Here is a 13,634-nt window from a genome sequence, read left to right on the forward strand (position 1 = left end):
TATCCCCATTAACATGTTTTTCAAGTCATCAAGACAGTGTTTAATTATTTTTTGTTGCATGGTCGTACACAATTTGACCATCAACCCAAGTTACCAGTGTCGTACCAAAAACTTTCCAACCAATAAATGGTGTATTCTTACCTTTTGATGCCATTTGATCAGCCGAAATGACTGTACTATGCTCTAAATCAAATAACGCAAGATCTGCTGATTGACCAACTGCTACAGACGCTGTTGCCTCAAGATTAAACGCCTGAATAGGCGCTTTAACCATACGATTAATCAATGTTTCTAACGTCATAATCCCAGACTTAACCAGTTTTGTGTAAAGTAATTGGAAACTCGTTTCAATACCAGTAATACCAAAAGGTGCTTCAAGAAAGGACTTTGCTTTTTCTTCAGCACCGTGTGGTGCATGGTCTGTGGCAACCATATCAATCGTGCCATCCAACAAACCAGCAACAACTGCTTCCCGGTCTTCCGATGTACGTAACGGTGGGTTCATCTTAAATAATGCATCGTCGGTTAGAATATCACTATCTGACAATAATAAGTGATGCGGTGAAACTTCAGCCGTTACATGAACGCCCTTTAACTTAGCTAATCGGATTAACTCCACTGAAGTTTTCGTTGACACGTGTGCAACATGGTAATGAACACCCGTTGCATGCGCTAAAACTAAATCTCGTGCAAGTTGTGTACTTTCAGCCAAGCCAGTAATTCCAGGCAAATTCAAACTTTCCGCCTGCTTCCCAGCATTCATCACACCGCTATGTATTAAGGAATCATCTTCGAGATGAGCTACAAGTGGTTTATTGACTTTAGCCACTGCAATCATCGCTTGTAACATCGTATCAGCTGTTTGAACGCCTTTTCCATCATTACTAAATGCTATTGCGCCTTGATGTGCCATCTCTTCAATATTGGACACAGTATCAGAGACCAAATCACCTGATATTGCACCATATTGTGCAATATGAACAACACCATTATGATCATTCAAAGTCATTTGTTTGGCAACACGTTCTGGGGTGTCTGGTACTGGATTTAAATTAGGCATCGCTAGTACTGTTGTAAAACCACCACGTGCTGCTGCTTGAGATCCTGTCGCAATTGTTTCCTTATATTCAAATCCAGGTTCTCTAAAATGAACATGCACATCAACTAACCCATTTGATAAGAAAGCACCCTGTGCATCATAAGTCGGCACCTCTGATGTGATGCTTTCTTCTACTTGAACAATTCTTTTGCCATCAATTAAAACATCGCGTTTAACAAGTTTGCCATGAACTAATATTTTTGCATTTTTAATCAGTTGCATTGTGATCCTCCATTGTATACTCCAAAATTGCCATCCGCGCAAACACACCGTTAGTCATTTGTTCAAATATACGAGACTTGGGTGCTTCAACTAAATCATCAGCAATTTCTACATCCCGATTAACTGGCGCTGGATGCATAATAATTGCGTCAGATTTTAAGTGATCATAACGTGATTGGTTTAAGCCAAATTGTTCATGATATTTTTTAGCAGAAAAATTTTGATTTTCCGTTTTTGTAATCCGTTCATGTTGTACCCGTAAAAACATAACAACATCCAACTTGTCCCAATCAGAATCCATTGCCACAAAATCTCCGAACTGTTCGAATCCTGTTGTTTGCCACTGGGCTGGTCCAGAAAATGATACCTGAGCACCAAATTTTTTTAAAATTTCTGCATTAGAACGCGCGACCCGCGAATGTGCCAAATCACCAATAATGCGAATTTTTAAGTTTTCTAAATGTCCAAACTGCTCATAAATTGTTACCAGATCTAGTAGACTCTGTGATGGATGTTGTCCACTCCCATCACCGGCATTGACAAGTTGAGGCATATCATGACGACTATCGGTTAAGATTTGATCGTACCAATTTGTCATTGAATGACGAACCACAACCAGGTCCACACCAATTGCTTTCAAAGTTTTCAATGTATCAGTTAAACTCTCACCTTTGGACATTGAACTATTTTGCGGATCAATGATTATCCTTTGTAAGCCTAAGTGGTTTTCAGCCATTTGGAAACTGCTGTTTGTCCGAGTCGAATTTTCAAAAAACAAATTAGCAACGGTTAAATCTTTCTTGATTGGTCGTACACCTGACTTCAAAGCTAATGCACGTTGCACTAAGTTTAACACATCTGATTTTTGAAGTGCATTTATATTCAGAAAACTACGCATAAATCTCCTTTTTATACAAAAAACCGTGTAAGTCAGGAGACTCACACGGTTCTAGAAAATTACAGTAAAAGTATACACTCCTACCCTGAATATCTAGTTGCCTTGCAAGCCTCTCTGGACTTAAATTAAAGGTACTATCGTTTCAAATATATTATCATTTTTTTAACACATGTGCAAATCATTTGTCAAAAAAATGTTTGTTGTGCTGATTAATGTTCGCTTTTGCTGTTTTATTTGTATTCCAAAACGGTACGACTACCTTACCGGAAATACTCGATTTATCAATAAAACCAAAGTAGCGACCATCATTTGATACTGACCGATGATCTCCCATCACAAAATATGTGCCCTTTGGCACCGTAGTATGATTACGATCCTTTGCTTGCCATGCACGATTTGCAGATAGCGTCTTCAATGACCACTCACTACCAAAAGACATTTCTGTTCCCTGGGTACGTTCGTTAATACCAATAAAATTTTGATTAATAACTTTACCATTAACATATAAATCAGAATTTTTATATGATACAGTATCACCCCCGACACCAATAATACGTTTCACATAATCTTTCTCACCAGTTCTAATCCTTGGATCTTCATGGCGCGCATCAAAAACGACTACATCCCCACGTTTATATTTTGAAACTTTACTCACGCCAACGAATTCTCTATCTTGTAAATTAGGTTGCATAGAATCACCACTAACACGAACAAATGTAAAAACAAATGATCTAATCAAACTGACTATAATAATAGCAGTGACAATGGGCAAAACCCACTCTTTTAGAAATTGCACGATTTGCTTTGTCATAATACTTCTTTCTCTTATATGTACAAAAAGCGATCATTAACTGATCGCTTAAAATTAAGGACGTAAAGTTGCATAGGCATCAGCAACTGGTTTTGTAACAATATCATTTAATTCTGTGAGCAATGTATTTAATGCCTGTTCGGCAGATAGTAATACTGTAATTAAATCATTTTTTTGAACTCTGGCAGCCACTTCATCCCATGCTTTTTCTTGTTCTGGATTAGGTTGTTGCTGAGACTGCATCATTTGTTGTACAGCCATTTGAATACTTTGAAACTCAGTAAATAATGTTTTTGCTTCATTATCGTTTTGAATGGCATCAAAAGCTGATTGCCAAGCCACATACTGCTGTGTTTCTTTCAAAACTATCGCCATTTCATTAGCGTTGTCATAAATATTAACTGTCATGTATATCAGTTCCTTTGTTTTATAGTTGATAACCATTCATCGCGTTATCTAGAGAATTAAACAGACGACGTTTACTGTCCAAATAATCCCTTTACAGTATCCCATACTTTGCCGGCACCATCAACAGCTTTACCAACACCATTTGAAAAGTCTGAACCAATCTTTGACCAATCCATTCCGCCTGTTGACGATGAACCATCACTTGTATTATTTGGATTAGTAACGGTAAAGTTTGTACCTGGTGTATTAGGTAAGATTTGCTCTAAAGAAGTTTTCACAAGTGGTCCCATGGTCGCTGTTAAACCTAACGGTAAGCTTTTATTCTCACTCTTCGAATCTAGTCCCATCCACGTTGACGTGACAACATCTTTCGTGTACGCAAGCGCCCACGAATCTTTAGACGATTGTGAATTATCTGTATCATTAGGATTTTCAGTCGTCCCTGTCTTACCAGCAATAGTGAATCCAGCTGGCGAAGTTCCTGCACCTGTACCGTTTGTATAAGTACCAAGCATCATTCGTGTCATGTTATCAGCTACGCGTGAACTAATTACCCGCTTTTGCTTAGCCTTTGGTTCCTTAACAATTACCTTCCCTGTTGCATCAACAATTTTGGTAATAAAGTGTGTTTGACTCATAACACCATCATTAGCAAATGCTGTGTATGCTTGAGCCATTTGCATTGGCGAAACACCTGTCGTTAACCCACCCAATGACAAAGCCAAACTCTTATCTTTTTCAGATAAAGTCAAACCAAATTTTTTGGCGCTAGCAAAACCAGCATTAACACCAATTTTATTGAGTAAGTAAACTGTTGGTACATTATAAGAGTGTGCCAGTGCCGAATACATCGGTACATTACCTGTCTCTACATTTAAGGCGTTATGCACTTCCCAGTTATCTGTTCCAAACGTACGCGTGGTATTTGGTAACGAAGTATCAATACTATACCCTCGTTCCAAAGCTGGCGCATATACAACAATCGGTTTAATTGCAGAACCTGGAGATAGTTTTGATTGCGTGGCGTAGTTGAAACCACGGAAAGTATGGGTTGCTTCACGACCACCAACTACCGCACGTACACCACCAGTTTTTGCATTAAGCACAACACTGGCAGCTTGCGCATCCGTATCATAATTAAATAATGCGTTATTCTTAAAATCTTCCTGCAAATTTGTTTGATCTTGCTGATTCAGTGTTGTATATATCTTATATCCACGATTCATAACATCACTTTCAGTTAGACCATACGTATTAATCGCTTCATGAATAACTGAATCAAAGAACCATGGATATTTGTAATTACCTGAATCATCGTAGGTATCATTCAATATAATATCTGTTGCTTTGGCTTCACGCGCTTGTGACGCTGTTAATTTTTTGTTTTCAACCATCGTATTCAACACAACATTACGACGATTTTTAGCATTTTCTGGATGTTCAATTGGATTATAGAGTGCTGGGCTCGGCAACATTGCCGTTAAAGTAGCAGCTTGAGATGTTGTTAACTCACTGGCATGGACCCCAAAATATTTTTGAGAGGCATCTTCAACACCCCAAACACCATGACCAAACCAAGCATTATTCAAATACATTGTAATAATTTGTTTTTTTGTATAATCCTGTTCAACCTGCATAGACAGAAATATTTCTTTTGCTTTACGACTAATCGTTTGTTCTTGCGTCAAGTAAGCATTTTTAACCAGTTGCTGAGTTAATGTTGAACCGCCACCTGCAATCACACGCGATCCAGTTAACTTATTTCTCAAATTCAATAAAGCTGCACGCACAATACCTTTGAAAGAGAAACCATACTCTCGATAAAAATTACGATCCTCACTCGATATAACCGCATCACGCATATTTTGTGAAATATGATCATATTGAACATATGACCCTTTTTGTGAATATAACTCACCTGCCTTAGCACCAGAATCATCAATAACTACTGCAGTGTTTGATAACGTTGCTTGTAAATTTTTCACCTGTGCTGTTTTAGCGACAACAACTAAATAAACACTCATCGCTAAAAAGGATGTCAAAAAGAGCACAATTAATAAACGACCAAACTGCCATCTTTTTGAAATGGGTTTAAATTTTGCATATATAGACTTCATTGTATTTTTAAACCAAACCATAGATTAGCCTATTAATGTTGACCAATGTGCAGTTAATTTTGAGGCACTTTCTTCATCTGGGCTAGTCACGTATATTGTATCAAAACCAGCTAAAGTGGCAACAACTTCGGGTAAATTGGCATCATCAATAATACCAGCAACAGTATTACCGCTAGAATCCGTTGTTTTAACAATTGTCATAAATTGAACTTGTTGAACAAAAATAGCATACTCAGATAACGCGCTATCAACCGCATTTTGTGTCACTACTGGATCCACAATTGGATCAGAATCAGATAACTGTTGGTATCTTAATTCACCATTCTCATCTTTAATACGTACAATACCAAGTGAACGGATATCACGAGAAATAGTTGTCTGTGTCGTTTCGACACCTTGTTCTAGTAATTGACCTAACAATACATCCTGACTAGCAATTGGCTTATTTCTAATAATTTCAAGAATTAGTTCTTGACGTTGTTGCTTTGAAATCATTACTGTCTCCTAATTAGACATACCCCAAATTATGTTGACACAATTCGAGTTACATCTCTTCTGGTGCCTGAACACCTAACAGACGCAAACTTTCTGACAAAACAATCGTCACCGATTGTACCAATGCCAAACGTGCATTTAATTGCGAATCATCCGTTAAAATTTTGGAATTAGCATAATATTTGTTAAATGCACGAGATAGTGTCAAAGCATATTTTGCGATAATGCTTGCTTCACGTTGATCCCATGCACGTCTAACAGTAGCTGGAAAATTATTTAGTATGGTAATGATATCCCAAGTTGATGAATCTGTCAAACTCAGGTCGCCAGTTGTTATCATCTGACCTGCCTTACGCAAAATAGATTTGGCACGCGCATTTGTATACTGTACATATGGACCGGTATCGCCTTCGAAACGTACAACTTCATCCAAATTAAAGTCAAAGTTATTTGTACGATCATTCATTAAATCATGAAAAACAACCGCGCCAGCGCCAACTTGCTCAGCAACCATGTCTTTATTATTTAGTGTTGGGTTCTTTTCTTCAATTTGCTTCAATGCCAAGTCATGTGCATCATCCAAAACATCTTTCAATAGGACCACATCACCCTTACGTGTTGACATTTTTTTGCCATTAAAAGTAATCAATCCAAAAGAAATATGTTCAATATCATCAGCCCAATCAAATCCCATCAGGGATAGAACGGCCTTCATTTGCGTAAAATGTTCACGTTGTTCGCCACCAACAACGTAAAGTGACTTAGTAAAATGATAAGTATCTTTACGATAGATAGCTGCTGCCAAATCACGTGTCATATACAACGTTGCACCATCTGACCGTTTAATCATAGCTGGTGTTAGGTTAGGATTAATTCCTGATAAATCGACAATTTGTGCACCCTGTGAGCGAACAAGAAGCGCTTTATCTTCCAATAAATCAATCACTTTGTCCATTTTATCATTGTAAAATGCTTCACCATTGAATGAATCAAAACTAATCCCTAAGCGATCGTAAATTTCAGTAAATTCCTTCAATGATTCCTCACGGAACCATTGCCATAAGTTATGTGCTTCTTGATCGCCATCCTCTAGCTTTTTAAACCACGCACGGCCTTCATCATTTAGCGTATCATCGACCTTAGCTTTTGCATGAAACTCAACATAGTAGCGCAATAATGTCGCAATTGGATCGGCTTTCACTTCTTCAGCAGATCCCCATGTCTTATAAGCATAAATTAATTTACCAAACTGCGTGCCCCAATCACCTAAATGATTAATCTTAACTGGCACGTAACCGTTTTTAGCAGTAATATTTGCCAATGCATTACCAATCACTGTTGATCGCAAATGCCCCATAGACATAGGCTTAGCGATGTTTGGCGAAGACATGTCAATAGTCACATTATTGCCTTCACCATCATCATTATGACCAAAATGAGACTTTAAATCAATAATTGTCTGCAAGGTTTTAGCTGACGTTGCCACTTTATCCAAAAAAAAGTTAACATATGGCCCAGTTGCTACAACTTTTTCAAACTCATCCTGATTAATTTGTGCCACAATATCAGTTGCAATTTGCTGTGGTGCTTTATGAAGTACTTTAGCCAACGTAAAAGTTGGAAATGCTACATCACCGAGATCCGAAGACTTTGGCGATTCTAATTTTTCTGAAATTTGTTCTGCTGTTAGGTCAGTCAACACATCCAAAAGTGCCGCAACAACCTTTTTATTTCCTGTCATTTGCTCTTATTCCTTTATTTGTTATTATACCGTATTTTTTAATTACGATATAAAAAAACTCATCCCCTGTTTAACATTAACAAGAGACGAGTTTTAACCCGCGGTACCACTCTAATAGCTTCAATATTCACCACTCATTATTCTATTAAAGACTCTGAGTATGCGACCGTTTCTATTCAAGACCTGACTTTCATCGCCACAGGTTCGCTAAACTCGAATATTTGAAACATATTTACTCTTCTTCGTCTGCATCAGCTTGCTGAGGTGCTGGCGCGTGTTTAATCACTTCTATTTCATCCATACGAACCACAGCACGATGATTCATTTCATTCACTGCTGGCTGGTCTGAAGGATCATTTTCTGTAATTTCGACTAATAATGCATTTTCATATATTTTTTCAACTTGGCCCGTGAATGGCTTTTCTAAATTACCGTATGCTGGTGCAAGTAAAACATCGCCAACATTATATTTTGAGGCTTTAGTTTCTTCTTCGTCTACCATATTATTTGTTAGTGCACAATCGCGTAACAAAAAATCATGATTCATATCAATTTTTGTCCGCTACCTTGTACACAATTCCTCCTATAATCGATGTGTAACACCATATTCTATCATAAAATCCGCATTAATTCAACGTAATCATTCGTTCTATAATTTCACGTGCAATAGCAATTTTAGACGCTTTTGCCAATGTTTGCGCACGCTCATCACGAGTCAAAATTGTTACTGCGTTATTATCTGATGAAAAACCTGCGTCTTGCCGGCTAACGTCATTTGCAACTAACATATCAGCATTTTTGGATACTAACTTTTCTTGTCCGGACTGGATAATATGCTGTGTTTCAGCAGCAAAACCGACAACACGTTGCCCCGCTTTTTTACTTTGCCCAATCGCTTTTAAAATATCAGGATTTTGTACTAAATTCAATGTCAACGTACTATCGGCTTGCTTTTTAATTTTATGCACTAATTCTGCCGTTGGTTTGAAATCAGCTACCGCAGCAGCAGCAATAAAGTAGTCAGCATCTTCGAATTCGCTCATCGACATATCGTACATTTCTTGTGCAGATTTCACCATAATTTGACGGACACCGAAAATTGTTTCGCGATTGATCGTCGTAATCAAGGTCACATGAGCGCCATGTTCTGCTGCTGCACGCGCCAAAGCATATCCCATTTTACCGCTTGATCGGTTAGTTAAATATCGCACTGGATCAATCGCTTCACGTGTACCGCCTGCTGTAATCACAACTTTTTTGCCTTGTAACTTACCAGACCGGCTGCGTAATCGAACATCAATTTGACTCAAAATAGTTTCGGGTTCAGGTAGTCTACCTTTAGCATCATAACCTTCTGCCAAAAAACCAGTTTCGGGTTCAATCACAAGCCAGCCATCTGTCTGTAATTGCTTAATATTGCGGGAAACAGCTAAATTATTAAGCATGTGATCATTCATAGCTGGTGCGATAACTTTATCTGCAGCCGATGCCATTATCGTTGCAGTTACCGCATCATCAGCAATGCCATTTGCTATTTTACCAATAATATTAGCAGTAGCTGGTACCACCAAAATAATATCTGCCCATTTTGCCCAATCAATGTGTACAACAGCTGACTCTGGAGCATTAAATAAATCAGTTAATACTTCGTGCCCTGATAAAATCGCTAAAGTACGGCTTGTAATAAATTCTTGTGCCGATTTTGTCATTCCCACGCGTACTTGAGCATCATTTTTAACGAGTAAACGTACAAGAGTTGTTGCCTTATAGGCTGCAATGCTACCTGTTACAATTACTAATACATTTTTATTAGTGAACATACTTTCCTCAACTACTAATACATGTTAGAGATCGCTTTTCATGACATTTTCTTGTCAAATATCACTTTCATTTAAAAACCTTTTTCAAGCAGTTTCCCAGCAACTGGCAATTGGCCTAATTGATCTACCTTTTGACCATCGACGACTACCAAATTAGCAGGTGATTGGGCTAATGATGTGAAAGCATTGATTGATTGATTCTGGAAATATTTATCATCAGCACCAGCTAAACCAGCTTGCACTGTATCAATACGATAGCGTTCAGCATTAGCTCGTGTCTTTGTTGCGTCAGCTTCAGCAATAGCTGTCGCCATTAATGCATCATTTTTTGCTTTAGTAGTTAATTCAATTGAACGTGCTTCACCTTCAGCTTTAGCGATTGTAGCCACACGTTCACGATCGGCTGTTAGTTGTTTGTCCATGGCTTCTTGAATAGAAGCTGAAGGACGTAATTCATCAATATTAATCCGGTCAACATTAATCCCGTATGTATTTGTCAAGTCACCAATTGCCGTTGCTAATTGCACATTAATCTTGGTAGTTGACCCTAATGCTTCATTTAATTCCATACGCCCGATGATATCACGAAGATGACCACGAACTAATTGTGCCATCGATTCTACTGAGTCAGTATTTTCATAGCGATACTTAACAGCATCAGTCACATGATAATTTAAGGTAACACTTGCTTTTATATCAGCGTTATCAGCCGTAATCACCGAATAGTCAGGCAGACGTAAGGGGCGCATTGCCAAGCTTACTTTACGTATTGCTTGAAGAAATGGGATATAAAAATGCAACCCCGCTTCCTTACGACGACTATATTTGCCTAATGTTTCAACTAAACCAGCATTATTCTGTGGCACAATTTTAAAAAATAACATATTTCTCCCTCTTTTTACTTCAATTCTCTCAACGTCAAAATATTACCATTAGCTTCAATAATAGCGTAATCAGCATCTTGATGCACACGCGATGAATTATCAATCAAATAACGATAATAAATACCTGAAACATTTACTAATTGACTTGCTAAATCAAAATTTTCACCTGAAATTACCTGCCCAACAAATTGGCGATCTTCAAATGTTTCTGGGTGTAACCCCTCCTCTAATAGTTTCGTTAAAAAGTTGTTTAACGAACGCCCTTCTTGATTAGCTCTTTTAGCTAAAGCCTCATGCAATTTTGGATCAATTCGCAGTGGAATTTTCCCTGATTTTTGTGAATTGTTTTTGTCAACCATATCTATATGATATCATATTCAGACTAGATTAACATCTTTTGCGTTATTTTTTTCACAAAAAAAGACTTAGGAAACCCCAAATCTTTTTTATTTACTTTATTAATCGTGATATTGGCGCACTACTGCATAATCACCAATATATGGTTCGTCCACGCCGTTAATCTTTTGGTAAGGGTCTTCCCCTTTACCAGCAACAATAACAATATCTTTATCACCTGCTTGTGCTATTGCGTCATGAATAGCTTGAATGCGATCCATTTCAAAATGAACTTCAAGACTGTCATTTTCAATATAATTGGCTATTTGATGCGCAATATCTAGTGGATTTTCATACTGTGGGTCATCAGCTGTCAAATAAACCACATCAGCGAGCTCTGAAACAACACGGCCAAAATCTGCTCGACGAGATACGCCTTTATTGCCAGGTGAACCAACAACCACCAAAACCTGTCCTTCAGGATATTGGTTTTGTGCAAAACTAAGCAAGGCACGCATCGACGCATAATTATGCGCATAATCTACGAAAGCCACACCATGACCTGCAATAGGAAGACTCAGCATACGCCCAGGAATAAAGACTTCATCCAGGCCGTAAAGCATATCTTGATGATTCACCCCAGCTAGTGACGTCATAATTAATGCCGCCATAGCATTTGATTCATTAAAATCTCCAGGTAAATTTAATCGATAGCGACCTGAAATCTCAATAATATCACTTTCTTGAACCGTAAAACGGCTTTCGTGGATAGCACTTTCTTGAGATGTATAGGTGTAGTCACCACCGTTTTCAAACAAACTGTACGTATATATTTTGTCATGTGTTTTTTTGGCATGCTTTAAGATGTCATTTAGATGATCACTTTCCGCGTTAATTATGACCTCATCTGAATGATCAAATAACATCATTTTGTGCGCTAAATAATCTTCAAATGTTGGATGCTCATTTGGACCGATATGGTCGGGAGATATATTTAAAAATGCACCAACCTGATATCGCAAGCCATAAACCCGTTGCTTTAGATAAGCCTGTGAACTGACTTCCATAATTAAATGCGTCATGCCATTATCTACCGCTTGCCGCATATCTTTAAATAACTCATATGATTCAGGGGTCGTCAAATCTGATTTTTTCTTATCGGCATTGGTCACCCCAGTAATGCGATCAACAGTTGAAAAAAGCGCAGTATGATTATTTGTGGCATGCTTTAAGATGTTATATGCCATATAGGCTGCCGTTGTCTTACCTTTTGTTCCAGTAAACGCACCAATCCATAACTGGTTTTGTGGATAATCAAAGAATGCCATGGATAAAATTGATAGCGCTTTTTGAACATTTGTCACTAACCATTGTGGTTGTGGTAAATTCAAGATTTTTTCTGTAATCAGACCTGTGACACCGTTGACGTCATTTAAATACTCAATTTTAAATGCACCTTTGACGACAAAAAGTGTATTGTCTTTAACCTGCCGTGTATCATAGTGTAAAAAATCAAAAGTCATCCTACTGTTTGGTTTTGACACTAAAAGATCATGTTCGTTTAAAAGTTGCTCAATTGTTTCACTTGTAATTTGCATATTCTTATTATACAAAAAAAGTTGTGTCAAATATAGACACAACTTTGAATCAATCAATTAAAAACTATAAAACTAGACCGATTGGCTATTTTTTTCTAATGTGGTGGCAGTCATATCGGCACTAGCTGCAGCATTATCACGATAAATATGTTGATCAGAAGCCACTGCAGCATAGACGCGATCTAGTTCACGTTTTAAAATATCACGAACTTCATTTGTTGCATGTGTCTCCATTAACATTTGACGTAAAGCTGATGCATGTGCAAAGCCACGCAAATAAATTTTGAAATAACGTTTCAGTGCTTCAAAATGCTTAGACGTGACATTTTCGTTGACATCATCAAATAAATCAAGTTGTAAATTTAATAGTGCAATCGATTCTTCTAAAGTATGTGGCGTTGGTGTCTTTTCAAAAGCGTAAGGATTTTCAAAAATGCCACGTCCAATCATAATACCATCAACTCCAGGATGTGCCTGTGCCAATGCTAACCCTTCGGCACGCGTTTTAATATCACCGTTAAGCTGAATAAGTGTCTTTGGCGCAATACTATCTCTCATTGCTAAAATTTCATCAATATACTCCAGATGGGCAGGTACTTTTGACATTTCTTTTCGTGAGCGCAAATGAATTGTCAGGAGAGCGACATCTTGTTTAAAAATAATAGGTAACCATTCACGAAATTCCTCAGCCTGTGAAAATCCCAAACGGGTTTTAACGGAAACAGCTAGGCCAGATTGCTTAGCAGCAGCTATGACTGATACTGCAAGTTCTGGATGCCTAATTAAATCTGACCCGGCACTATTTTTTATCACGGTATTATCTGGACATCCCATGTTAATATCTACTGCTTGAAATCCCATCGTTGGTAAAATCTTTGCTGCACCAGCAATAGTTTCAGGACGCGATCCCCATATTTGAGCAACTGGCTGTTGTTCACCTTCAGCTACAGCTAAACGCCCTTGAACAGAGAACTTTGCTTTTGGATGAACCATTGAACTAGCATTAGTGAACTCGGTAAAATAAACATCGGGTGCGCCAGCCTGAGCAACTACTCGTCTAAAAATAGTATCTGTTACTGCTTCCATTGGTGCTAGACTAAAAAAAGGTACTTTCTCAGCACTGTCACTGCCGAGTTGTGCCTTTTCCACTACTTTAGACCAAAAATTGTGTTGAGGAGACTGTAAAGTCATCATATTTTCTCCTT

The 13,634-nt window shown here is 38.0% G+C and carries 13 protein-coding genes; all 13 read right to left on the minus strand.

Annotation, left to right across the window (positions count from 1 at the left end; genetic code table 11):
• Positions 1–40: 40 nt before the first annotated feature.
• Positions 41–1,321, minus strand: coding sequence for a dihydroorotase (locus FGL89_RS01280; RefSeq protein ID WP_147000275.1), 1,281 nt, complete (start codon positions 1,319–1,321; stop codon positions 41–43).
• Positions 1,308–2,219, minus strand: a complete 912-nt coding sequence (locus FGL89_RS01285; protein WP_147000276.1) for an aspartate carbamoyltransferase catalytic subunit — start codon at positions 2,217–2,219, stop codon at positions 1,308–1,310. The genes FGL89_RS01280 and FGL89_RS01285 overlap by 14 nt, the downstream gene beginning before the upstream one ends.
• 178 nt (positions 2,220–2,397) lie before the next feature.
• Positions 2,398–3,030, minus strand: a complete 633-nt coding sequence (gene lepB / locus FGL89_RS01290) for a signal peptidase I (protein ID WP_019040456.1) — start codon at positions 3,028–3,030, stop codon at positions 2,398–2,400.
• 54 nt (positions 3,031–3,084) lie between these two features.
• Entirely contained in the window at positions 3,085–3,438 is a 354-nt protein-coding gene (locus FGL89_RS01295; RefSeq protein ID WP_135197362.1) for a YlbF family regulator, read from the minus strand.
• Between the two features lie 71 nt (positions 3,439–3,509).
• The gene (locus FGL89_RS01300; RefSeq protein ID WP_147000277.1) at positions 3,510–5,576 is read right to left on the minus strand and encodes a PBP1A family penicillin-binding protein; all 2,067 of its coding nucleotides are present in this window, start codon (positions 5,574–5,576) and stop codon (positions 3,510–3,512) included.
• A gap of 3 nt (positions 5,577–5,579) precedes the next feature.
• A complete protein-coding gene (locus FGL89_RS01305; RefSeq protein ID WP_014974211.1) occupies positions 5,580–6,050 on the minus strand; it encodes an arginine repressor in 471 nt (156 codons plus the stop codon).
• Positions 6,051–6,099: 49 nt separating this feature from the next.
• Entirely contained in the window at positions 6,100–7,791 is a 1,692-nt protein-coding gene (gene argS / locus FGL89_RS01310) for an arginine--tRNA ligase (protein ID WP_014974210.1), read from the minus strand.
• Between the two features lie 232 nt (positions 7,792–8,023).
• A complete protein-coding gene (locus FGL89_RS01315) occupies positions 8,024–8,293 on the minus strand; it encodes a hypothetical protein (RefSeq protein WP_041773198.1) in 270 nt (89 codons plus the stop codon).
• Positions 8,294–8,417: 124 nt separating this feature from the next.
• Entirely contained in the window at positions 8,418–9,611 is a 1,194-nt protein-coding gene (gene coaBC, locus FGL89_RS01320) for a bifunctional phosphopantothenoylcysteine decarboxylase/phosphopantothenate--cysteine ligase CoaBC (protein ID WP_147000278.1), read from the minus strand.
• A gap of 71 nt (positions 9,612–9,682) precedes the next feature.
• A complete protein-coding gene (locus FGL89_RS01325; RefSeq protein ID WP_014974207.1) occupies positions 9,683–10,495 on the minus strand; it encodes an SPFH domain-containing protein in 813 nt (270 codons plus the stop codon).
• A 14-nt stretch (positions 10,496–10,509) separates the two neighbouring features.
• Positions 10,510–10,854, minus strand: a complete 345-nt coding sequence (locus FGL89_RS01330; RefSeq protein WP_014974206.1) for a toxin-antitoxin system HicB family antitoxin — start codon at positions 10,852–10,854, stop codon at positions 10,510–10,512.
• A gap of 99 nt (positions 10,855–10,953) precedes the next feature.
• Entirely contained in the window at positions 10,954–12,429 is a 1,476-nt protein-coding gene (gene murE / locus FGL89_RS01335) for a UDP-N-acetylmuramyl-tripeptide synthetase (RefSeq protein ID WP_147000279.1), read from the minus strand.
• 72 nt (positions 12,430–12,501) lie between these two features.
• The gene (locus tag FGL89_RS01340; protein ID WP_147000484.1) at positions 12,502–13,620 is read right to left on the minus strand and encodes a tRNA dihydrouridine synthase; all 1,119 of its coding nucleotides are present in this window, start codon (positions 13,618–13,620) and stop codon (positions 12,502–12,504) included.
• Positions 13,621–13,634 lie beyond the last annotated feature (14 nt).

This window comes from Leuconostoc carnosum, assembly GCF_007954525.1.
In the GTDB taxonomy this organism is placed as follows: Bacteria; Bacillota; Bacilli; order Lactobacillales; family Lactobacillaceae; genus Leuconostoc; species Leuconostoc carnosum.

Coding starts and splice junctions, on each gene's coding strand:
- FGL89_RS01280 (WP_147000275.1), bottom strand. CDS start 1,321: ATGCAACTGATTAAAAATGCAAAAATATTAGTTCATGGCAAACTTGTT.
- FGL89_RS01340 (WP_147000484.1), bottom strand. CDS start 13,620: ATGACTTTACAGTCTCCTCAACACAATTTTTGGTCTAAAGTAGTGGAA.
- FGL89_RS01305 (WP_014974211.1), bottom strand. CDS start 6,050: ATGATTTCAAAGCAACAACGTCAAGAACTAATTCTTGAAATTATTAGA.
- lepB (WP_019040456.1), bottom strand. CDS start 3,030: ATGACAAAGCAAATCGTGCAATTTCTAAAAGAGTGGGTTTTGCCCATT.
- FGL89_RS01330 (WP_014974206.1), bottom strand. CDS start 10,854: ATGGTTGACAAAAACAATTCACAAAAATCAGGGAAAATTCCACTGCGA.
- coaBC (WP_147000278.1), bottom strand. CDS start 9,611: ATGTTCACTAATAAAAATGTATTAGTAATTGTAACAGGTAGCATTGCA.
- FGL89_RS01295 (WP_135197362.1), bottom strand. CDS start 3,438: ATGACAGTTAATATTTATGACAACGCTAATGAAATGGCGATAGTTTTG.
- murE (WP_147000279.1), bottom strand. CDS start 12,429: ATGCAAATTACAAGTGAAACAATTGAGCAACTTTTAAACGAACATGAT.
- argS (WP_014974210.1), bottom strand. CDS start 7,791: ATGACAGGAAATAAAAAGGTTGTTGCGGCACTTTTGGATGTGTTGACT.
- FGL89_RS01300 (WP_147000277.1), bottom strand. CDS start 5,576: ATGGTTTGGTTTAAAAATACAATGAAGTCTATATATGCAAAATTTAAA.
- FGL89_RS01315 (WP_041773198.1), bottom strand. CDS start 8,293: ATGGTAGACGAAGAAGAAACTAAAGCCTCAAAATATAATGTTGGCGAT.
- FGL89_RS01325 (WP_014974207.1), bottom strand. CDS start 10,495: ATGTTATTTTTTAAAATTGTGCCACAGAATAATGCTGGTTTAGTTGAA.
- FGL89_RS01285 (WP_147000276.1), bottom strand. CDS start 2,219: ATGCGTAGTTTTCTGAATATAAATGCACTTCAAAAATCAGATGTGTTA.